Below are 20887 nucleotides of genomic sequence, written 5' to 3'. Positions count from 1 at the left end.
AACGTCAGCTTTGGCCAGCTGCAGTCGGCCGTCGGGGCTGGCCTGCAGCTGCGTCTGTTCGGCAAGCCGGAGATTGACGGTACCCGCCGCCTGGGGGTAACCCTCGCCGTCGCCGATTCGGTTGAGGAGGCCGTGGCGCGCGCTAAAGCCGCCGCCGCGGCGGTCATCGTCGAAGGGTAAAGACAAAAAACCCGGTCGCGTTGCCGCAGACCGGGTTGTTGACCTGGAGGCGTGGTTTATTTCGCGCCTTCCACCGCTTCTCGCGCGAGGGTGGTGATGCGATCGTAGTCGCCGGCTTCGAGGGCGTCGGCTGGCACCAGCCAGGAACCGCCGATGCACAGTACGCTGTTCAGCGCCAGGTAGTCACGGTAGTTGGCCGGAGAGATACCGCCGGTCGGGCAGAAACGAATGTGGCCGAACGGACCCGCAATCGCCTGCAAGGCTTTCACGCCGCCGTTGGCTTCCGCCGGGAAGAATTTAAACTCTTTCAGGCCATACTGCATACCCAGCATCAGCTCAGATACCGTGCTGATCCCCGGGATCAGCGGGATGGTGCCGTCTTCGGTCGCCGCTTTCAGCAGGGATTCGGTAAGACCCGGGCTGATAGCGAACTGCGCGCCGGCTTCCGTTACCGCTTTCAACTGCTCAACGTTGGTAACCGTGCCCGCGCCGACAATCGCGTCCGGAACTTCTTTGGCAATCGCGCGGATCGCCTCCAGGGCGCACTCGGTGCGCAGGGTAACTTCCAGCACGCGAACGCCGCCCGCCACCAGCGCTTTCGCCATCGGTACCGCGTGTTCCAGCTTTTTCACTACGATAACCGGGACAACCGGACCGGAGGTGAGGATTGCTTCTGCTGTTGTTTTCCAGTTTTTCATCAGGATTTTCTCTCGCCAGATCTAGAAATTAAATCGTCTTAAAAAGTGATGCAGGTTGCGCCCTGCTCCGCGCCAGAGAGCTTCTCACGCAGCGCCCCAAACATCTCCCGACCGGTTCCCACGCGCGACGCGCTGAGGTCAGGGATATGCGGCTGACGCGCCGCCAGTTCGGCCTCATCCACCAGCAGCGTCAGTTCCCCCGTCTGTCCGTTGACGCGAATAAGATCGCCATCGCGCACTTTCGCCAGCAAGCCGCCATCATACGCTTCAGGCGTGACGTGAATGGCTGACGGGACTTTACCGGAGGCGCCAGAGAGTCGGCCATCGGTCACCAGCGCTATTTTGAAACGGCGGTCCAATAATACACCAAGTGGCGGCATAAGTTTATGTAATTCTGGCATCCCGTTCGCTTTTGGCCCCTGATGACGGACCACCACCACGCAGTCTTTGTCCAGCAGCCCCGCTTCAAAGGCCGGCAACACGTCGTGCTGGCTCTCAAATACCACCGCCGGCGCTTCAATCACCTGGTTCTCCACCGGGACCGCCGAAGTTTTCATCACCGCGCGTCCCAGGTTGCCGCTCAGCACCTTGGTGCCGCCGTGGCGGGAGAATGGTTTTTCAAAGGTCGCGATGACCTGGTCGTCCAATGGCGCTGTCGCCCCTTCGCGCCAGTCCAGCTCGCCGTTATTCAGCCATGGCTCCAGGGTGTAGCGCGACAGGCCAAAGCCGGCCACGGTGTGAACATCCTCATGCAGCAGGCCGCCTTTCAGCAGCTCGCGCACCAGTACCGGAACGCCGCCTGCCGCCTGGAAGTGGTTGATATCCGCCGGGCCGTTGGGATAGAGGCGCGCCAGCAGCGGCACCACGTCTGACAGGTCGGAGAAATCGTCCCAGTTAATGATAATTCCCGCCGCGCGGGCCATCGCCACCAGGTGCATAGTGTGGTTGGTGGAGCCACCGGTCGCCAGCAGCGCCACGATGCCGTTGACCACCACTTTTTCGTCAAACATTTTGCCCAGCGGCATCCACTCATTGCCGTTGCCGGTCATGCGGGTGACCTGGCGCGCGGCGGCGGCGGTCAGTGCTTCCCGCAGCGGAGCATCCGGATGGACAAAGGACGAGCCCGGCAGCTGCATGCCCATAAATTCGACCACCATCTGGTTGGTGTTCGCCGTTCCGTAGAAAGTACAGGTCCCCGGCGCGTGATAAGAGGCGGCTTCGGACTCCAGGAGCGCCATACGGTCAACTTTCCCTTCTGCATACAGCTGGCGAATGCGAACCTTCTCTTTATTCGGCAGGCCGCTGGCCATCGGACCGGAGGGAATAAAGACCGACGGCAGATGGCCAAATGAGAGCGCCGCCATGGTCAGACCGGGAACAATTTTATCGCAGACCCCGAGATACAGGGCCCCGTCGAACATGTTATGCGACAGGCCGATGGCGGCGGACATAGCGATCACCTCGCGGCTCAGGAGTGAAAGCTCCATCCCGTCCTGCCCCTGCGTTACGCCGTCGCACATCGCCGGCACGCCGCCGGCGACCTGGCCGACCGCATTGGCGCTGTGCAGCGCTTTGCGGATGATCTCCGGGTAGTGTTCATAGGGCTGGTGAGCGGACAACATGTCGTTGTAGGAGGTGATGATGGCAATGTTGTTGCGCAACATGCTCTTCAGGGAGGCTTTGTCGTCAGCCTGGCAGGCCGCGAATCCGTGAGCCAGATTGCCGCAGGCCAGTTGCGCACGATGCACGGTGTCGGTTTTGGCCTGGTTAATCCTTGCGAGGTAAGCCGCGCGGGTGTCACGCGACCGTTCGATAATGCGATTTGTTACCCGTAACATTGTCGAATTCATAAAGGCTCCTCAAATTTTTATCTGTCCGGCCGCTGCGTGATGACGTGTTGACGTGGTAAAGGCCACAAACACCAGCGCTCAGGGGCAAAATGTCTGCAGGCAGTGTAATAAAAAAAGCCCCGTGGGTGAATCCTCACGGGGCTTAAAAGATTAAAAAGCGTGCGACTTTCTGCGTCAGATCATGTTACCGGTAAAATAACCCTGACGGATTAGCCTCCAGCCTTACTCGAACTCGTTCCATGAACGACCGTCGCGAGTGATCATGGCCACCGACGCAACCGGTCCCCAGGTCCCGGCCTGATACGGTTTCGGCGCATCGCGGTCGGCTGCCCAGGCTTCGGTAATGGAGTCAACCCATTTCCACGCCTCTTCTACTTCGTCGCGGCGAACGAACAGCGCCTGGATGCCACGCATGGTCTCCAGCAGCAGACGTTCATAGGCATCGGCCAGATGCGTCTGGTTGAAGGTTTCGGAGTAGCTCAGATCCAGTTTAGTGATCTGCAGGTTATGTTTATGATCGAGGCCCGGCACTTTGTTCAGTACCTGGATATCTACCCCTTCGTCCGGCTGCAGGCGAATGGTCAGCTTGTTCTGCGGCAGCTCCTGCCAGGTCTCTTTAAACAGATTCAGTTCCGGGGTTTTGAAGTAAACCACTACCTCTGAGCATTTGGTCGGCAGACGTTTGCCGGTGCGCAGATAGAACGGTACGCCAGCCCAGCGCCAGTTATCGATATCGACGCGGATCGCCACGAAGGTTTCGGTGTTGCTGGTCTTGTTGGCCCCCTCCTCTTCGAGATAGCCAGGCACTTTTTTGCCCTGGGCAAAGCCGGCGGTATACTGGCCACGAACGGTTTTCTCGCGCACGTTGGAGCGGTCAATACGGCGCAGGGATTTCAGCACCTTGACCTTTTCATCACGGATGCTGTCGGCGCTGAGATCGGACGGCGGCGACATGGCAATCATGCACAGGATCTGCAGCAGGTGGTTCTGGATCATGTCGCGCATCTGCCCGGCCTGGTCGAAGTAACCCCAGCGCCCTTCAATACCCACCTCTTCCGCGACGGTGATTTCGACGTGATCGATGGTGCGGCAGTCCCAGTTATTGACGAACAGGGAGTTGGCGAAGCGCAGCGCCAGCAGGTTGAGGACCGTCTCTTTACCGAGATAGTGGTCGATACGGTAGACCTGACACTCTTCAAAAAACTCGCCGACCTGGTCGTTGATTTCACGGGAGGTTTCCAGCGAGGTGCCGAGCGGTTTTTCCATGACCACGCGCGCAGGCTTGGCATTAAGCTTCGCTTCGCCCAGCCCTTTACAGATCGCGCCAAAGGTGCTCGGCGGCATAGCGAAATAGTTGATGGTGACACGGTTCTTTTGATCCAGCATCTCACCCAGGCGGGTGAAGCCGCTGGTGTCATTGACGTCAAGATTACAGAACTCCAGGCGTCCGCTCAGGGTATCCCACAAACCTTCATCAATTTTTTCCTTCATGAAGGTTTCCAGCGCTTCGCGCACGACTTTGGTATAAGCCGCTTTATCCCAGTCGGCACGGCCGACGCCAATGATTCTGGTGTCAGCGTGGATCTGGCCCGCCTTTTCAAGCTGATACAGGGAAGGCAACAATTTACGCCGCGCCAGGTCGCCCTTCGCGCCGAAAATGACCAGGTCGCATGCCTGGGCCGTTTGCGTTACCGCCATGTCATTCTCCTCAGTTGATAGTCTGGTGCTTTTGCCAGGCTATATTTGTAATTTTCTTACACTGCACTGTACTGTGTTTACGTATTTCCCGAAAGCCTTCCCCTTCGTTTGCGGCGGTAAAACCGCACAGGGTGAAAACATTCGGCGATGATTTGGGCATTCGGCCGTTATTGTTCGTTGTTTGTACCTGGTTCAGGTCAGTAAAATACGACCCTGATCATGTAATGAAAAAAAACAACATCATTTCACGTCATTCCTCACCGCTTGCGCTTGCGGAGGGGTATATTCTTGCTAAAACGCCCAATGATTTCACCCATTAATGAAATCGTTTCCATTGATGAGCGCCCTGTTACTAATGAACATGCTGGAAAAAATCCAGTCCCGACTGGAACACCTTAGCAAATCTGAACGCAAAGTGGCGGAAGTGATCCTCGCCACCCCCGAGCAGGCCATTCATTCGAGCATCGCCGCCCTCGCCCTTGAGGCCGGGGTTAGCGAACCGACCGTCAATCGCTTCTGCCGTAGTCTCGAAACCCGCGGATTCCCTGACTTCAAACTGCATCTGGCCCAGAGCCTTGCGCACGGCACGCTCTATGTTAACCGGAATGTCGATGAAGACGACAGCGTTGAGTCATACACGGGAAAAATATTCGAATCGGCCATGGCGAGTTTAGATCAGGTGCGCCATTCTCTCGACATGTCGGCGGTAAATCGCGCGGTGGATCTGCTGACTCAGGCCAAAAAAATCGCCTTTTTCGGCCTCGGCTCCTCAGCGGCGGTCGCTCACGACGCGATGAACAAATTTTTCCGCTTTAACGTGCCGGTCATCTATTCCGACGACATTGTCCTGCAACGGATGAGCTGTATGAATTGCGATGACGATGATGTGGTGGTGATTATCTCGCATACCGGAAGAACCAAGAGCCTGGTGGAGCTGGCGCAGCTGGCTCGTGAAAACGATGCCATGGTGATCGCGCTCACCTCCGCCGGTACGCCGCTAGCCAGGGAAGCCACGCTCGCCATTACCCTTGATGTGCCGGAAGATACCGACATCTATATGCCGATGGTCTCCCGTTTGGCCCAGTTGACCGTCATTGACGTGTTGGCGACTGGCTTTACCTTGCGTCGGGGGGCAAAATTCAGAGATAACTTGAAGAGGGTCAAGGAAGCGCTGAAGGAATCGCGTTTTGATAAAGAACCATTCGTACCCAGTGATAATCAATAAAAGTTGATAACAAGCAGTACCCCATTACACCTTCGATAACGATCCGGCTGTGCGACGTTGCAGGCTGGCGCTACCGAATCCATGTTCACGCAACACCAAAGTTGTATCAGTCAACGGAGTATTACATGTCCAGAAGGCTTCGCAGAACCAAAATCGTTACTACCTTAGGCCCGGCAACTGACCGCGATAACAACCTGGAAAAGGTTATCGCCGCGGGCGCAAACGTAGTACGTATGAACTTCTCTCACGGCACCCCGGAAGATCATCAGCTCCGTGCCGACAAAGTGCGTGAGATTGCGGCAAAACTGGGCCGTCATGTGGCCATCCTCGGCGACCTCCAGGGACCAAAAATTCGCGTATCGACCTTCAAAGAAGGCAAAATTTTCCTCAACGTCGGCGATAAATTCCTGCTCGACGCAAACCTTGGCAAAGGCGAAGGCGACAAAGAGAAAGTCGGGATCGACTATAAAGGCCTGCCGGCGGACGTCGTGCCGGGCGATATCTTATTGCTCGACGATGGTCGCGTGCAGCTGAAAGTCCTCGAAGTTCAGGGGATGAAAGTGTTCACTGAAGTGACCGTCGGCGGCCCGTTGTCCAACAACAAAGGGATCAACAAGCTGGGCGGCGGCCTGTCTGCCGAAGCGCTGACCGACAAAGATAAAGCTGATATCGTCACCGCCGCTAAAATCGGCGTCGACTACCTGGCCGTCTCTTTCCCGCGCTGCGGCGAAGACCTGAACTACGCCCGTCGCCTGGCGCGCGATGCCGGCTGCGATGCGAAAATCGTCGCCAAAGTTGAGCGTGCCGAAGCGGTTTGCGATCAGGATGCGATGGACGACGTGATCCTCGCCTCCGATGTGGTAATGGTTGCCCGTGGCGACCTCGGCGTCGAGATCGGCGATCCTGAGCTGGTGGGCATCCAGAAAGCGCTGATCCGTCGTGCCCGTCAGCTGAACCGTTCCGTCATCACCGCCACCCAGATGATGGAGTCAATGATCACCAACCCGATGCCGACTCGCGCGGAAGTGATGGACGTGGCCAACGCCGTGCTGGATGGTACCGATGCGGTGATGCTCTCCGCGGAGACCGCCGCCGGTCAGTATCCTTCGGAAACCGTGGCCGCGATGGCGCGCGTGTGTCTGGGCGCGGAAAAAATCCCTAGCCTCAACGTCTCCAAACACCGTCTGGACGTCCAGTTCGACAACGTGGAAGAAGCGATTGCCATGTCGGCGATGTATGCCGCCAACCACCTGAAAGGCATCACCGCCATCATCACCATGACCGAATCGGGCCGTACCGCGCTGATGACTTCGCGCATTAGCTCCGGTCTGCCGATTTTCGCCCTCTCCCGCCACGAGCGCACCCTGAACCTGACCGCCCTCTACCGCGGGGTGACGCCGGTGTTCTTCGACAGCCAGAATGACGGGGTGGCCGCCGCGCACGACGCCGTCAATCTGCTGCGGGACAAAGGCTATCTGGTCTCCGGCGACCTCGTGGTCGTTACCCAGGGTGACGTGATGAGCACCATCGGCAGCACCAACACCACCCGTATCCTCACCGTCGAGTAAGCACGGTAGAGATAAAAAAGCCTCCTGACGGAGGCTTTTTTTATTTCTTTTTCGGGAACAGCTCTTTGCGTTTATAGGGCTCGATTTCACCCGGCTTGCGCGTTTTCAGCAGCTTCAGGATCCAGGTATACTGCTCGGTGTGCGGCTTAACAAACACTTCCACTTCTTCGTTCATCCGCCGGGCGATGGTCGTATCGTCAGCGTCCAGCAGATCGTCCATCGGCGGGCGCACCAGCACCGTCAGGCGGTGCGTCTTGCCATCGTAGACCGGGAACAGCGGTACGACGCGGGCGCGGCACACTTTCATTAAGCGGCCAATCGCCGGCAGCGTGGCCTTGTAGGTAGCAAAGAAATCCACAAACTCGCTGTGTTCGGCGCCGTGATCCTGATCGGGCAGATAGTAGCCCCAGTAGCCCTGGCGCACCGACTGAATAAACGGTTTGATCCCATCGTTGCGCGCGTGCATACGCCCGCCAAAACGACGACGCACGGTATTCCACACGTAATCGAACACCGGGTTACCCTGGTTATGGAACATCGCCGCCATCTTCTGCCCGCCGGAGGCCATCAGCATCGCCGGGATATCCACACCCCATGCATGCGGAACGAGAAAAATAACCTTCTCATTATTGCGCTGCATCTCGTCGATGATCGCTTTCCCCTGCCAGTCGACGCGGGCAAGGATTTTCTGCGGATCGCGCAGGCCCAGCTCGGCCATCATCACCATCGCCTGCGGCGCCGAGGCATACATGGCGTCGATGATCGCTTCCCGCTCGTACTCGCTTTTTTCCGGGAAGCAGTACAGCAAATTAATCTGCGCCCGGCGGCGCGAGCTTTTCGCCAGACGCCCTACCAGACGACCGAGTTTGCCGAGGAGCGGATCGCGAAAGGATGGCGGCGTCAGCGCAATACCGGCGAAGGCAAAGACCCCCAGCCAGGCGCCCCAGTAGCGCGGCAGTAAAAAGGATTTTTCAAACTTAGGGATAAACTCAATATTATTTTTTTTCGTTTCCATGCCCAATCCGCAGATCGACTGCTTAATCAAGATAATGGGATAGTGTAGCGAGACGTCGGGTATCCTACAAAAGAAAAAGCCGGCGCCCTGGGGCACCGGCTTTCCACTGACCGGTGGTTAGTCAAACCGCAGCTGCGGAACGACCTCTTTAACCTGCGCCAGATAGTCGGTCCGGTCGGAACCGCTCAGCCCTTCGGTACGCGGCAGCTTAGCCGTCAGCGGGTTGACCGCCTGCTGGTTGATCCACACTTCGTAGTGCAGATGTGGTCCGGTAGAGCGTCCGGTATTCCCCGACAGCGCAATGCGATCCCCGCGCTTCACCTTCTGCCCCGGCTTCACTAACAGCTTACGCAGGTGCATGTAGCGAGTGGTATAAGTGCGACCGTGGCGGATCGCGACGTAATACCCGGCAGCGCCGCTGCGTTTGGCCACGACTACTTCACCATCGCCCACCGCCAGCACTGGCGTTCCCTGCGGCATCGCGAAATCGACGCCACGGTGCGGCGCGACGCGGCCGGTGACCGGGTTCAGACGACGCGGATTAAAGTTAGAGGAGACGCGGAACTGACGCGCCGTTGGGAAGCGCATAAAGCCCTTCGCCAGACCCGTGCCGTTGCGGTCGTAGAATTTGCCGTCTTCGGCGCGGATGGCATAGTAATCCTTACCGTCAGAGCGAAGACGCACACCGAGTAACTGGCTTTGCTCACGTTTGCCGTCGAGCATTTCGCGCGACATCAATACCGAGAATTCGTCGCCTTTCTTCAGCTTACGGAAATCCATCTGCCACTGCATGGCCTTGATCACCGCGCTGATTTCCGTGCTGGTCAGCCCGGCATCACGCGCGCTGGAGACAAAGCTGGCGCCGACGGTGCCCTTCAGCACGCTGTTGACCCAATCGCCTTTCTGCAGCTCGCTGCTCATTTTAAAACCGTTATCCACACGGGTATAGGTGCGGGTCTCGCGGCGGGACATCTCCCAGGTCAGGCTCTGCAGATCGCCATCGGCGGTCAGGGTCCAGGAGAGCTGCTGGCCAATCTTCAGGTTGCGCAGCTCTTTATCGGCGGAGGAAAGCTGGGCGATATCGCCCATATCGATACCGTACTGGTTCAGAATACTGCTGAGCGTATCGCCGGTCGACACCACATATTCGTGCCCGCCGGCATCGCTATCGGCTTTTTCGTCGAGCTCATCCTGAGGAATGGCTTCTTCTTCCTGTGGGGCCTGATCGATCGGCTCGGAGGCTTCCGGCAGCAGGGAGCGGATCTCGCTTTTTTCCAGTTCAATGGTTCTGACGATGGGGGCGGATTCCGGGTGGTAAATGTAGGGTCGCCAGACGGCGACCGCTAAGGTAAGAACGCTAAGCGACCCCAGCATAACGCGATGAGGTCGTGGCAGATTGTTGAATGCCTGAGTGACAGCGCGGGCTATCTGTTGCACGTATTCACTTCCTCGTTAATCTCCTTTCAGGCAGCTCGAATACTGATTCGCCAGTTGGGTGAGGAATTGCGGGTAACTCGTTTTACCCAGCGTAATTCCTGTCCCCAGTGGATCCAGGGTCCCCATGCGCACAGACGTGCCCCGGGCAACAGCTTCGATAACCGCTGGCCTGAACTGTGGCTCAGCAAAAACGCAAGTGGCTTTCTGCTCAACCAGTTGTGTTCTGATTTCGTGTAAACGCTGCGCACCGGGCTGTATTTCAGGGTTGACGGTAAAGTGCCCCAGCGAGGTCAAACCGTAGTGTTTTTCAAAGTAACCGTAGGCGTCATGAAAAACGAAATAGCCCTTCCCTTTCAGCGGTGCCAGCTCATTGCTCACCTGCTTGTCGGTCGCCGCCAGCGCGGTCTCGAACTGCTGCAGGTTGCTGTCGAGTTTGGCTCGACTCTGCGGCATAAGTTCCAATAATTTATCGTGGATTGCAACCGCCGAAAGCCGCGCTATCTCTGGGGATAACCACAGATGCATATTGTAAATACCGTGATGGTGATCGCCGTCACCTTTTTCTGCTGCGCCATGGTCATGACCATGGTGATCGTCATCGTCGTCCGCCCCGGTGATGAGCAGCGGTTTGACCCCATCCAGCTCGGCAATCGTCACCTTTTTATTCGCCGCAATGCTTTGCGTCGACTTATCCATAAAGGCTTCCATTTCCGGACCAATCCACACCACTAAGTCTGCGTTCTGTAAGCGTTTTACATCAGAAGGACGGAGGGAATAATCATGCTCGGAGGCGCCATCGGGCAGCAGCACCTGGGTCTCGGTCACCCCATCGGCGATGGCCGCCGCAATAAAGCCCAGCGGTTTCATAGAAGTCACCACGGCGGCGCTGGCCAGCGGTACCTGCGCGAACAAAAAAACAGCGCCAAGTCCAGCGCAAAGAAGCGTATTTTTATGTAACATAATGCGTCTAGTCATCGAAATAAGTGAGTGTGATGTGATATTATAACATTCACTAGCTTGTGCAACCCCTAAATTACTATGACAAACCTTGTAACGCTGGAAAATGTCTCGGTGGCCTTTGGCCAACGCCGCGTGTTGTCTGACATCTCGCTGGCTCTCACGCCAGGCAAAATCTTAACCCTGCTGGGCCCCAACGGCGCCGGCAAATCGACCCTTGTGCGGGTGGTTCTCGGGCTGGTAGCACCGACAGAGGGTGTTATCAAGCGTGACGCACGCCTGCGCATCGGCTATGTGCCGCAGAAACTGCATCTGGACGCCACGCTGCCGCTGACCGTTAGCCGCTTCCTGCGTTTGCGCCCGGGCACCCGTAAAGACGACATCCTGCCGGCGCTGAAGCGCGTGCAGGCGGGGCATCTGATCGATGCGCCGATGCAAAAGCTCTCCGGCGGCGAAACGCAGCGCGTACTGCTGGCCCGCGCCCTGCTCAACCGTCCGCAGCTGCTGGTGCTGGATGAACCGACCCAGGGTGTTGACGTCAACGGCCAGGTGGCGCTCTACGATCTTATCAACCAGCTGCGCCATGAACTGGACTGCGCGGTGCTAATGGTATCCCACGATCTGCATCTGGTGATGGCCAAAACCGACGAAGTTTTGTGCCTGAACCAGCATATCTGCTGCTCTGGCGCACCGGAGGTGGTCTCCATGCACCCGGAGTTTATCTCCATGTTCGGCCCGCGCGGCGCGGAACAGCTGGGGATATACCGCCACCACCATAATCACCGCCACGACCTTCAGGGGCGAATTGTACTGCGTCGGGGAAACAGCCGCTAATGATTGAACTTCTGTTACCTGGCTGGCTTGCCGGGATGATGCTGGCCTGCGCCGCTGGTCCGCTGGGCTCCTTTGTGGTCTGGCGCCGCATGTCTTATTTCGGCGACACGCTGGCGCATGCGTCTCTGCTCGGCGTCGCTTTCGGTTTATTGCTTAACGTCAATCCGTTCTATGCGGTGATCGCCGTGACCCTGCTGCTGGCTGGCGGGCTGGTGTGGCTGGAAAAACGACCGCATCTGGCGATCGATACCCTGCTGGGCATCATGGCGCACAGCGCGCTGTCCCTGGGGCTGGTGGTGGTCAGTCTGATGTCTAACGTCCGCGTCGATCTGATGGCGTACCTGTTCGGCGATCTGCTGGCGGTTACGCCGCAGGACCTGATCGCCATTGCCATTGGCGTGGTGATTGTGATTGGCATTCTGCTCTGGCAGTGGCGGAATCTGCTGGCGATGACCATCAGTCCGGACCTGGCGTTTGTCGACGGCGTGAAGCTGCAGCGGGTCAAGCTGCTGTTGATGCTGGTCACCGCCCTGACTATCGGCGTGGCGATGAAGTTCGTCGGGGCGCTGATCATTACTTCCCTGCTGATTATCCCGGCCGCCACTGCCCGCCGTTTTGCCCGTACGCCGGAGCAGATGGCCGCCGTGGCGGTGGGCGTGGGCATGCTGGCCGTTACCGGCGGGTTAACCTTCTCGGCTTTCTATGATACCCCGGCCGGGCCGTCGGTGGTGCTCTGCGCCGCGGTGCTGTTTATTCTCAGCATGACGAAAAAAGCCGCCAGCTGAAAATGAAAAAGCCCGGTCACGCTGCTGACTGGGCTTCACCATGAACTGCTCAACCGCAACGCGCTACGGCATTTCCGGCGGCGTAATCCCGAAATGATTCCAGGCGCGCACCGTCGCCATTCTTCCCCGCGGCGTACGCTGCAGAAAGCCCTGCTGAATTAAGTAGGGCTCCAGTACATCTTCAATGGTTTCCCGCTCTTCGCCAATCGCGGCGGCGAGGTTATCCAGCCCCACCGGACCGCCAAAGAACTTATCTATCACCGCCAGCAGCAGCTTACGGTCCATATAGTCGAACCCTTCCGCATCGACGTTAAGCATATCCAGCGCCTGGGCGGCAATATCGGCGGAGATGGTGCCGTCGTGGCGCACTTCAGCAAAGTCACGCACCCGGCGCAGCAGACGGTTGGCAATGCGCGGCGTGCCGCGTGAACGGCGGGCTACTTCCAGCGCGCCCTCGTCGCTCATCTCCAGCCCCATATGGCGGGCGCTGCGGCTGACAATATGCTGCAGATCGGGGATCTGATAGAACTCCAGACGCTGCACGATGCCAAAGCGGTCGCGCAGCGGCGAGGTCAACGAACCGGCCCGGGTGGTGGCGCCGATCAGGGTAAACGGCGGCAGATCGATTTTGATGGAGCGCGCCGCGGGACCTTCGCCAATCATAATATCCAGCTGGTAGTCTTCCATTGCCGGATAGAGCACCTCTTCCACCACCGGCGAGAGGCGATGGATCTCATCGATAAACAGTACATCGTGCGGTTCGAGGTTGGTGAGCATCGCGGCGAGATCGCCCGCCTTCTCCAGCACCGGGCCGGAGGTGGTACGCAGATTCACCCCCATTTCATTGGCGACGATATTGGCCAGGGTGGTTTTCCCCAACCCTGGCGGGCCAAAAATCAGCAGGTGATCGAGGGCGTCGCCGCGCAGCTTCGCCGCCTGGATAAAGATCTCCATCTGCGAACGCACCTGCGGCTGGCCGACATACTCTGCCAGCAATTTTGGGCGGATGGCGCGGTCAGCGGCCTCTTCAAAGCCGCTGCTGTCTGCCGATACCAGCCGGTCTGCTTCAATCATCCCTTACCTCACAACGCAGCGCGCAGCGCTTCGCGAATTAGCGTTTCACTGTTGGCGTCCGGACGCGCGATCTTGCTGACCATCCGGCTGGCCTCCTGCGGTTTATAGCCCAGCGCGACCAGCGCGGCAACCGCTTCCTGCTCGGCATCGTCCGCCGTTGGGCCTGCCGGCGAGGTCAGCACCAGATCGGCCGCCGGGGTGAACAGGTCGCCGTGCAGCCCTTTGAAGCGGTCTTTCATCTCAACGATCAGACGTTCAGCGGTTTTTTTGCCAATCCCCGGCAGCTTCACCAGCGAGGCGACCTCTTCCCGTTCAACGGCGTTGACGAACTGCTGCGCCGACATGCCGGAGAGGATCGCCAGCGCCAGCTTGGGCCCCACGCCGTTGGTTTTAATCAGCTCTTTAAACAGGGTACGTTCCTGTTTGTTGTTAAACCCATACAGCAGCTGGGCATCTTCACGCACCACAAAGTGGGTGAAGACGATCGCCTCCTGCCCGGCCTCCGGCAGCTCATAGAAGCAGGTCATTGGCATATGCACTTCATAGCCGACGCCCGCCGTTTCCAGCAACACCAGCGGGGGTTGTTTTTCGAGAATGATGCCTCTGAGTCTGCCTATCACGTGGGGCTCCTGCGTTATGGTCTAAGTATCTGGCGGTATCATAAAAAAAGGCTGGATAGATATCCAGCCTGATTTGCGATTATCGTAAGCGCCCCCGCGCCAGATTGAGCCGGGTCTCGCTGATCTGAGCGGCATTCTGGCTGACATGGCAATGGGTGATGGCGATCGCCAGCGCATCCGCCGCATCCGCCTGCGGATTGGCGGGCAGCTTGAGCAAGGTGCGCACCATATGCTGGACCTGGCTCTTTTCGGCGCTGCCAATCCCGACCACGGTCTGCTTGACCTGACGGGCGGCGTATTCAAACACCGGCAGCGCCTGATTGGTCGCTGCGACGATCGCCACCCCGCGCGCCTGCCCGAGCTTTAACGCCGAGTCGGCATTCTTGGCCATAAAGACCTGCTCAATGGCGAAATAGTCGGGCTGGAACTGGGTGATGATCTCCGTCACCCCGGCGTAGATCAGCTTCAGCCGCGACGGCAGATCGTCCACTTTGGTGCGGATGCATCCGCTGCCCAGGTAGCTCAGCTGCCGCCCAACCTGGCGGATCACGCCATAACCGGTAACGCGCGACCCCGGGTCAATGCCGAGAATAATAGCCATCACGCGCCTCCGGTTAACCGTGGATGCGGCTGCATCACAGGGTGGCTGCGACCTCGTCGGAGATCTCGCCGTTATGGTACACTTCCTGCACGTCGTCGCAGTCTTCGAGCATATCGATCAGACGCAGCAGCTTCGGCGCCGTCTCGGCATCCATATCCGCTTTGGTGGACGGAATCATTGAGACTTCGGCAGCGTCGGCTTTCAGGCCGGCGGCTTCCAGCGCGTCGCGCACGGCGCCCATCTCTTCCCAGGCGGTGTAGACGTCGATGGCGCCGTCGTCATAGGTCACCACGTCTTCTGCGCCTGCTTCCAGCGCCGCTTCCATGATAGTATCTTCATCGCCTTTCTCGAAGGAGATAACGCCTTTCTTGCTGAACAGGTAGGAGACGGAACCGTCGGTGCCGAGGTTACCCCCGGTTTTGGTGAAGGCGTGACGCACTTCCGCAACGGTACGGTTACGGTTGTCGGACAGACATTCCACCATCACCGCGGTGCCGCCAGGGCCGTAGCCTTCATAAATGATGGTTTCCATGTTCGCGTCTTCATCGCCGCCGACGCCGCGCGCGATGGCGCGGTTCAGGGTGTCGCGAGTCATGTTGTTAGACAGCGCTTTATCAACGGCCGCACGCAGACGCGGGTTGGAAGCCGGATCGCCGCCGCCCAGACGCGCGGCGGTGACCAGCTCGCGAATGATTTTCGTAAAGATTTTACCGCGTTTGGCATCCTGTGCCGCTTTGCGGTGTTTGGTGTTGGCCCATTTACTATGACCTGCCATAAAAAACTCTCCAAAAAGCGCGCCCTTTCAGGCGGCGTTAATTACAAATTCTTCAATCGCCTGCCGGTTGCTCCACGACTTGGTCAGCGCAGCGGCTTCCGTCGCGCTGACCCAGCGATAGGCCAGATGTTCGGTGAAAGTAATCTCCCGCTCATGAGGCAGCGCAAGACAGAACCAGAATTCCGTATTGCGCTCTACACCCGGCGCATAGCGATGACGCAAATGAGAAAATATCTCGAACTCCACCGTGCGCTGACAGTCGATTAAGGTCAGTTGCTCGCAGGCAACGTCAATGGCGACCTCTTCCTTTACTTCACGCGCGGCGGCCTGCAGCGCGGTCTCTCCAGCTTCCAGGCTGCCGGTGACCGACTGCCAGAACGCGGGATCGTCGCGCCGCTGCAACATCAGCACCCGTTTCGTATCTTCGGCGTAAATCACCACCAGCACCGAAACGGGCAGCTTAAATGACATATTACTTGTTCTCCAGAGACGCTTTTGCCTCTTTCTCCACAACCTGAATACCCAGCTCACCGAGCGCCGCCGGATTGGCGAAGCTTGGCGCTTCGGTCATCAGGCAGGCGGCCGCGGTGGTTTTCGGGAAAGCGATAACGTCGCGGATGTTATCGGTACCGGTCAGCAGCATGGTCAGACGGTCAAGACCGAAGGCCAGACCTGCATGCGGCGGCGTACCGTACTTCAGCGCATCCAGCAGGAAGCCGAATTTCTCACGCTGTTCCTGTTCGTTAATGCCCAGAATACCAAATACGGTCTGCTGCATCTCGCCGCGGTGGATACGCACCGAACCGCCGCCGACTTCATAACCGTTAATAACCATATCGTAGGCGTTGGCCACGGCCTCTTCCGGGGCGGCTTTCAGCTCATCCGCGGTCATATCTTTCGGCGAGGTGAACGGATGGTGCATCGCCGTCAGGCCGCCTTCGCCGTCGTCTTCGAACATCGGGAAGTCGATCACCCACAGCGGCGCCCATTTGCTCTCGTCAGTCAGACTCAGGTCTTTACCCAGCTTCAGACGCAGCGCGCCCAGCGCGTCGGCCACTACTTTCTTGTTGTCGGCGCCGAAGAAGATCATGTCACCATCCTGCGCGCCGGTGCGGTCAAGGATCGCTTCCACGATTTCAGCGGTCAGGAATTTGGCCACCGGGCTGTTGATCCCGTCCATGCCTTTGGCACGCTCGGTCACTTTAATATAGGCCAGCCCTTTCGCGCCGTAGATCTTCACAAAGTTGCCGTATTCGTCAATCAGCTTGCGGGTCAGAGAGGCCCCGCCCGGGACGCGCAGGGCCGCCACGCGCCCTTTCGGATCGTTGGCCGGGCCGGCAAAGACCGCGAATTCCACAGACTTCAGCAGGTCGGCGACGTCCACCAGCTCCATCGGGTTACGCAGATCCGGTTTATCGGAGCCATAGCGACGTTCGGCTTCGGCGAAGGTCATGATCGGGAACTCGCCCAGGTCGACGCCTTTCACTTCCAGCCACAGCTGACGCACCATCGCCTCCATGATCTCACGCACCTGCGGCGCGGTCATAAAGGAGGTTTCCACGTCGATCTGGGTGAATTCAGGCTGACGGTCGGCACGCAGGTCTTCATCGCGGAAGCATTTGACGATCTGATAGTAGCGGTCGAAGCCGGACATCATCAGCAGCTGTTTGAACAGCTGCGGCGACTGCGGCAGCGCGTAGAATTTGCCTTTGTGCACGCGGGAAGGCACGAGGTAATCGCGGGCGCCTTCCGGGGTGGCTTTAGTCAGCATCGGGGTTTCGATGTCGAGGAAACCATGGTCGTCCATAAAGCGGCGCACAAAGCTGGTAATTTTCGCGCGGGTTTTCAGGCGCTGCGCCATCTCCGGACGACGCAGGTCGAGGTAGCGGTATTTCAGACGCGCTTCTTCGGTGTTGACGTGATTGGAGTCCAGCGGCAGCGATTCTGAGCGGTTAATGATCGTCAGATCGGAAGCCAGCACTTCGATAGCGCCGGTGGCCATGTCCGCGTTGATGTTTTTCTCTTCACGCGCGCGAACGGTGCCAGTGACCTGAATGCAGAACTCATTACGCAGTTCAGAGGCTAACTTCAACGCATCCGCACGATCCGGATCGAAAAACACCTGAACGATGCCTTCGCGGTCGCGCATATCGATAAAAATGAGGCTACCGAGATCGCGACGGCGGTTGACCCAACCACACAGAGTCACCTGCTGCCCAACGTGGGACTGTCGAAGCTGTCCGCAATATTCTGTACGCATGAGATATCCCTTAACTTAGCCGTCGGCGGATTGTCGTCTGCCCTGCAGGCGACGAGGTCGCAGCTTTAGCTGATGTCACAACTGAATGAAAAAAGGCGGCTATTATACTGGAAATTCTGTCGTTCGATAAGTCCGACGCACGATGTACGCTGCTTTGCTGCGCGCTTAACGTCCACACTCACATAAATTAACAAAATTTGTTACTCTTTTGCTGAAGCCGCAAAGGTATTGTAGCCGCCTGACAACAGATGAAGATACGGGGATACCATGTTAGAACTCAATGCAAAAAACACGGCGCTGGTGGTAATCGATCTGCAGGAAGGCATTCTGCCTTTCGCCGGCGGCCCGCATCGGGCTGACGAGGTGGTGGCGCGCGCCGCTCGCCTGGCAGACAAGTGCCGGCAACAGGGTTCGCCGGTCATCATGGTCCGCGTGGGCTGGTCGGCCGATTTCGCCGAAGCGCTGAAACAGCCTGTCGACGCTCAGGCCGGGGCGCATACGCTGCCCGAAAACTGGTGGACCTACCCGGCCACGCTGGGTAAGCAGGAGAGCGATATCGAAGTGACCAAACGCCAGTGGGGCGCGTTCTATGGCACCGACCTTGAGCTTCAGCTGCGCCGCCGCGGGATCGACACCATTATTCTCTGCGGCATCTCCACCAACATCGGCGTCGAATCCACCGCCCGCAATGCCTGGGAGCTGGGTTTTAACCTGGTCATCGCCGAAGATGCCTGCAGCGCCGCCTCCGCCGAGCAGCATCAGGGCAGCATGACGCATATTTTCCCGCGCATCGGCCGGGTGCGCAGTACCGAGGAGATCCTCACGGCGCTATGATTTATATTGGGCTTCCCCAGTGGTCGCACCCGAAATGGGTGCGCCTTGGCATCACCAGCCTTGAAGAGTACGCCCGCCACTTTAACTGCGTGACGCGGTAAATTTAAAAATCGACAAATATCGTCCAGGAGCGCCATTTTTGATGGCTGGAGATAGCAACCAACATGCGTTGTTTGCAATATTTGGCGACTTTTGCTGATTTACCGTGCCCCACCCATGCCCCACTACTCCCTCCACGCGAAATCTTCCACCAATTGACTGCAACTAAAAAAGCGCGTTGTCCTGGCGCACATCGCAGATAGTAAACGTCACGACCCCGATGACAGTGACATCGCCGAGAGAGTCTCCCTCGATCGCTTCGCCGTTCGATGCAGTGAAGAATGCCACACACCAAATACACCATTATACCTGCACCTTTAAGTTGAAAACTGCCATCCCTGGCCGTTATCCTGTCCCGTTTTTACGAGGACATACTGGCTTCAATAACTGCCAGGCGTTTTTCAATATCCTGCTGTTTTGCGATCGTTGCCCTGCTTATCCAGAAGAGCAGTTCCTCCTTGCGAAATGCGTAGACGTTCCCGGCTTCTCGCGCCTCCTGAATAACGTTGCTCCCGGCCGCTCTGATGAGGGTGCGCGTTTCCGGTACCGCCTCAACAACTACGTTACCCTCCTCGTCCAGTTCAGCCGGAGTGCCGGGTATCACCTCCCACTCGTCATCCCATGTCTCAATGATGGCATCCTGTGCGTCCCACTCGTCATAGCAGAACGCGGAATATTCCCGCCAGTCCAGACCATACTTATCCATCACGGCAATCGCCGCCTGTACGGTCGGCCCGGAGTGCAGGCGGGCGTCATCCCCTTCGACCATATATTTTTCCAGCCACTGCCAGACGCCGGGGAGCTGCCCGATTTCATAATAGGCGTCGGTTTCCGCCGGGGTGTCTGCCCGGGGCCGGGTTTTATGTGTCTCGTCTGACGTTCCGATAACGCTGTTCGATGCAAAAACCTGCGACCAGCGACCGGATGGGGTGCCCAGCGAATAGGTGCCATCGGCAGCGGGGAACGTATTTCCGACCACTGAAAAATTACCGCCCGCCTCCAGGGTCATCCCGGATGCTGATGATGCAACCAGCCTGTGCGACGGCGTGATGCCGCCGTTGAAATACCATTCTGCTGCCTTAACACCCGACGCGCCGCCGTATCCAATCCCCATTGAGACGGTGGAGCGGTGAGCTGTGGCAACCGATACTCCGTTAACGGTCACTGAGGTTGCGGTAACGGCATTGAAGTTACGGTCGTTATAGAACGTGTACGCCGGGATTTGCGCCTGGTCGATGGTCAGCGTGTCACCCACTGCCCCGACGGTTCCCTGCACCAGATAACGTGGTGATGACGTGCCGTCACTGTTCAGCAGACGTTTAATCAGCCGCACTTGTCCGGTCACGCCGGTTGATGAGCCGCCGGTGATATACAGCGGTATACCCACAGCAACGTACGGTAGGTATGCCGCAGGTACGGTGATGATGGTTGTGCCGTTGCTGTTGACCGTTTCAACGGTCGCGCTGAATGCCACTTTAAATGCAGCTTCCAGCGTGCAGCCACCTGTCACCATTTTCCGATCGAGCGTATATCCAGGGGTCAGCGTCGGGGAGATGATGTAACCACTTTGCGTACGCCGCACATGCGACCATGGGCCGATAATATCACCGGGGAAAAACAGCCCCCCACCCAGGGAGCTATCCAGCCCCACAGGGTTGGTGGCCGGGCTTAATACTGAATTACCGTTTGCCTCCGGGATGTAGTTGCCGCAGCCGGTCGGGAACATCGGCACCCCGCCCGTATAGGCCTCAATCGCTTTAATCGTGATGGGCGTGCTGCCGTCTGCCGGAACATCAAAATAAATACCGGTGTTTCGCGCGTAGGTGTACAGCCCGTCCCATGCCGTCAGCCGCTTGTTGGTGATTTTCAGCATCCTGTAGCCGTTACCGAAATCAATAAACGGCTCTGCAAACGACTTGTACAACGCTTCATCCGCGTTCGGGCCGTCCTGGCTGGCGGCGGTCACCCATGCGTAAATATTTCTCGGGTTGAAATTCCCGGTATGGTCCTTTATCCAGATGCAGATTTCCGACTTGATGGACGGCTGCTGCCAAGGTGCCATAGCTGGCCCGGCATTTAACTGTAATCCGTTCGGGTTGAACATTTCTTTTGCGTAGGGGCGGTTACGAATTGAATCCCAGTCGGTTCCGGCAGGAATATACATATTGTTCGTGCCGTACCTGAAATCAAAGCCCGTATGCCGGAAAGCCCCGAGGTCACGCACCGGGTTGCCCCAGATAAAGGTGGACACGCCGTTGGGGGTGTCGTAATGCCAGAAGTCATCATGATATTTAGCATTGCCGCCATCATCGACCGACGGGAAACAGCCCCCTTCAAAGCGCACGTTGCTGTACTCGGTGACGTTGTCTTTGTACAT

The 20887-nt window shown here is 58.0% G+C and carries 19 protein-coding genes and 2 pseudogenes; 7 read left to right on the top strand and 14 right to left on the bottom strand.

Annotated elements, in window-relative coordinates; all coding sequences use genetic code 11:
• Positions 1-180: pseudogene (locus tag KHQ26_RS23260) on the top strand (phosphoribosylglycinamide formyltransferase 2); the annotation flags it as partial.
• Between the two features lie 56 nt (positions 181-236).
• Here KHQ26_RS23260 and KHQ26_RS23255 read toward each other — a convergent pair.
• The 4 genes from KHQ26_RS23255 to KHQ26_RS23240 all read right to left on the bottom strand — a co-directional run bounded on the left by KHQ26_RS23255 (position 237) and on the right by KHQ26_RS23240 (position 4586).
• A complete protein-coding gene (locus KHQ26_RS23255; protein WP_002911423.1) occupies positions 237-878 on the bottom strand; it encodes a bifunctional 4-hydroxy-2-oxoglutarate aldolase/2-dehydro-3-deoxy-phosphogluconate aldolase in 642 nt (213 codons plus the stop codon).
• Positions 879-916: 38 nt separating this feature from the next.
• Positions 917-2728: a phosphogluconate dehydratase gene (edd, locus tag KHQ26_RS23250; RefSeq protein ID WP_002911425.1), complete on the bottom strand. Its 1812-nt coding sequence runs from the start codon at positions 2726-2728 to the stop codon at positions 917-919.
• Between the two features lie 222 nt (positions 2729-2950).
• Positions 2951-4426: a glucose-6-phosphate dehydrogenase gene (gene zwf, locus KHQ26_RS23245; RefSeq protein WP_002911427.1), complete on the bottom strand. Its 1476-nt coding sequence runs from the start codon at positions 4424-4426 to the stop codon at positions 2951-2953.
• 10 nt (positions 4427-4436) lie between these two features.
• A complete protein-coding gene (locus tag KHQ26_RS23240) occupies positions 4437-4586 on the bottom strand; it encodes a hypothetical protein (RefSeq protein WP_004145554.1) in 150 nt (49 codons plus the stop codon).
• Positions 4587-4745: 159 nt separating this feature from the next.
• Between KHQ26_RS23240 and KHQ26_RS23235 the strand changes: the two genes are divergently transcribed.
• Together KHQ26_RS23235 and pyk are read left to right on the top strand one after the other, a co-directional pair.
• Entirely contained in the window at positions 4746-5651 is a 906-nt protein-coding gene (locus KHQ26_RS23235; protein WP_020803730.1) for a MurR/RpiR family transcriptional regulator, read from the top strand.
• Positions 5652-5776: 125 nt separating this feature from the next.
• Entirely contained in the window at positions 5777-7219 is a 1443-nt protein-coding gene (pyk, locus tag KHQ26_RS23230) for a pyruvate kinase (RefSeq protein WP_002911440.1), read from the top strand.
• 40 nt (positions 7220-7259) lie between these two features.
• Here pyk and lpxM read toward each other — a convergent pair whose 3' ends face one another.
• From lpxM to znuA, 3 genes are all read right to left on the bottom strand, one after another.
• Positions 7260-8234, bottom strand: a complete 975-nt coding sequence (lpxM, locus tag KHQ26_RS23225; protein WP_004175421.1) for a lauroyl-Kdo(2)-lipid IV(A) myristoyltransferase — start codon at positions 8232-8234, stop codon at positions 7260-7262.
• A gap of 117 nt (positions 8235-8351) precedes the next feature.
• Entirely contained in the window at positions 8352-9671 is a 1320-nt protein-coding gene (mepM, locus tag KHQ26_RS23220; protein WP_004148858.1) for a murein DD-endopeptidase MepM, read from the bottom strand.
• A gap of 15 nt (positions 9672-9686) precedes the next feature.
• Positions 9687-10631 (bottom strand): zinc ABC transporter substrate-binding protein ZnuA, encoded by a 945-nt coding sequence (gene znuA, locus KHQ26_RS23215; RefSeq protein ID WP_004180437.1) that lies wholly within the window; start codon positions 10629-10631, stop codon positions 9687-9689.
• 111 nt (positions 10632-10742) lie between these two features.
• Here znuA and znuC point away from each other — a divergent pair, with 111 nt between their 5' ends.
• Both znuC and znuB read left to right on the top strand, forming a co-directional pair.
• A complete protein-coding gene (gene znuC / locus KHQ26_RS23210) occupies positions 10743-11462 on the top strand; it encodes a zinc ABC transporter ATP-binding protein ZnuC (RefSeq protein WP_004197828.1) in 720 nt (239 codons plus the stop codon).
• Positions 11462-12247, top strand: coding sequence for a zinc ABC transporter permease subunit ZnuB (znuB, locus tag KHQ26_RS23205; RefSeq protein WP_004212745.1), 786 nt, complete (start codon positions 11462-11464; stop codon positions 12245-12247). The genes znuC and znuB overlap by 1 nt, the downstream gene beginning before the upstream one ends.
• A 63-nt stretch (positions 12248-12310) precedes the next feature.
• Here the strand turns inward: znuB and ruvB are convergent, their stop codons facing one another.
• The 6 genes from ruvB to aspS all read right to left on the bottom strand — a co-directional run bounded on the left by ruvB (position 12311) and on the right by aspS (position 17577).
• Positions 12311-13321: a Holliday junction branch migration DNA helicase RuvB gene (ruvB, locus tag KHQ26_RS23200; protein ID WP_004148860.1), complete on the bottom strand. Its 1011-nt coding sequence runs from the start codon at positions 13319-13321 to the stop codon at positions 12311-12313.
• 8 nt (positions 13322-13329) lie between these two features.
• Positions 13330-13941 (bottom strand): Holliday junction branch migration protein RuvA, encoded by a 612-nt coding sequence (ruvA, locus tag KHQ26_RS23195; RefSeq protein ID WP_002911454.1) that lies wholly within the window; start codon positions 13939-13941, stop codon positions 13330-13332.
• 79 nt (positions 13942-14020) lie between these two features.
• Positions 14021-14542 carry a crossover junction endodeoxyribonuclease RuvC gene (gene ruvC / locus KHQ26_RS23190; RefSeq protein WP_002911456.1) on the bottom strand — a complete coding sequence of 174 codons (522 nt, stop codon included), beginning with the start codon at positions 14540-14542 and terminating at the stop codon, positions 14021-14023.
• 34 nt (positions 14543-14576) lie between these two features.
• Positions 14577-15317, bottom strand: coding sequence for a YebC/PmpR family DNA-binding transcriptional regulator (locus KHQ26_RS23185; protein ID WP_002911459.1), 741 nt, complete (start codon positions 15315-15317; stop codon positions 14577-14579).
• A 27-nt stretch (positions 15318-15344) separates the two neighbouring features.
• A complete protein-coding gene (gene nudB / locus KHQ26_RS23180) occupies positions 15345-15788 on the bottom strand; it encodes a dihydroneopterin triphosphate diphosphatase (protein WP_002911477.1) in 444 nt (147 codons plus the stop codon).
• Position 15789: 1 nt separating this feature from the next.
• Entirely contained in the window at positions 15790-17577 is a 1788-nt protein-coding gene (aspS, locus tag KHQ26_RS23175; RefSeq protein WP_002911479.1) for an aspartate--tRNA ligase, read from the bottom strand.
• A gap of 267 nt (positions 17578-17844) precedes the next feature.
• Here aspS and KHQ26_RS23170 point away from each other — a divergent pair, with 267 nt between their 5' ends.
• Together KHQ26_RS23170 and KHQ26_RS26135 are read left to right on the top strand one after the other, a co-directional pair.
• Complete coding sequence (locus KHQ26_RS23170; RefSeq protein ID WP_004145564.1) at positions 17845-18411, top strand: hydrolase; 567 nt, start codon at positions 17845-17847, stop codon at positions 18409-18411.
• A pseudogene (locus KHQ26_RS26135) lies at positions 18408-18503 on the top strand (hypothetical protein); the annotation flags it as partial. The gene KHQ26_RS23170 and the pseudogene KHQ26_RS26135, both read left to right, overlap by 4 nt.
• Positions 18504-18871: 368 nt before the next feature.
• Here the strand turns inward: KHQ26_RS26135 and KHQ26_RS23165 are convergent.
• On the bottom strand, positions 18872-20887 hold a 2016-nt coding region (locus KHQ26_RS23165; RefSeq protein WP_211777966.1), incomplete at its 5' end, for a tail fiber domain-containing protein.

Origin of the sequence: Klebsiella sp. 10 (assembly GCF_018223925.1) — a bacterium.
GTDB classification, from domain to species: Bacteria; Pseudomonadota; Gammaproteobacteria; order Enterobacterales; family Enterobacteriaceae; genus Klebsiella; species Klebsiella pneumoniae.
Note: the sequence above shows the minus strand (reverse complement) of the source record. Positions and strands in the feature narration are given on the sequence as shown.

What these genes read in the sequence shown, in the direction of transcription:
- znuB (WP_004212745.1), top strand. Translation starts at nt 11,462, where the DNA reads ATGATTGAACTTCTGTTACCTGGCTGGCTTGCCGGGATGATGCTGGCC.
- edd (WP_002911425.1), bottom strand. Translation starts at nt 2,728, where the DNA reads ATGAATTCGACAATGTTACGGGTAACAAATCGCATTATCGAACGGTCG.
- KHQ26_RS23240 (WP_004145554.1), bottom strand. Translation starts at nt 4,586, where the DNA reads ATGCCCAAATCATCGCCGAATGTTTTCACCCTGTGCGGTTTTACCGCC.
- nudB (WP_002911477.1), bottom strand. Translation starts at nt 15,788, where the DNA reads ATGTCATTTAAGCTGCCCGTTTCGGTGCTGGTGGTGATTTACGCCGAA.
- lpxM (WP_004175421.1), bottom strand. Translation starts at nt 8,234, where the DNA reads ATGGAAACGAAAAAAAATAATATTGAGTTTATCCCTAAGTTTGAAAAA.
- KHQ26_RS23185 (WP_002911459.1), bottom strand. Translation starts at nt 15,317, where the DNA reads ATGGCAGGTCATAGTAAATGGGCCAACACCAAACACCGCAAAGCGGCA.
- pyk (WP_002911440.1), top strand. Translation starts at nt 5,777, where the DNA reads ATGTCCAGAAGGCTTCGCAGAACCAAAATCGTTACTACCTTAGGCCCG.
- znuA (WP_004180437.1), bottom strand. Translation starts at nt 10,631, where the DNA reads ATGTTACATAAAAATACGCTTCTTTGCGCTGGACTTGGCGCTGTTTTT.
- zwf (WP_002911427.1), bottom strand. Translation starts at nt 4,426, where the DNA reads ATGGCGGTAACGCAAACGGCCCAGGCATGCGACCTGGTCATTTTCGGC.
- KHQ26_RS23170 (WP_004145564.1), top strand. Translation starts at nt 17,845, where the DNA reads ATGTTAGAACTCAATGCAAAAAACACGGCGCTGGTGGTAATCGATCTG.
- ruvC (WP_002911456.1), bottom strand. Translation starts at nt 14,542, where the DNA reads ATGGCTATTATTCTCGGCATTGACCCGGGGTCGCGCGTTACCGGTTAT.
- KHQ26_RS23235 (WP_020803730.1), top strand. Translation starts at nt 4,746, where the DNA reads ATGAAATCGTTTCCATTGATGAGCGCCCTGTTACTAATGAACATGCTG.
- aspS (WP_002911479.1), bottom strand. Translation starts at nt 17,577, where the DNA reads ATGCGTACAGAATATTGCGGACAGCTTCGACAGTCCCACGTTGGGCAG.
- ruvB (WP_004148860.1), bottom strand. Translation starts at nt 13,321, where the DNA reads ATGATTGAAGCAGACCGGCTGGTATCGGCAGACAGCAGCGGCTTTGAA.
- KHQ26_RS23255 (WP_002911423.1), bottom strand. Translation starts at nt 878, where the DNA reads ATGAAAAACTGGAAAACAACAGCAGAAGCAATCCTCACCTCCGGTCCG.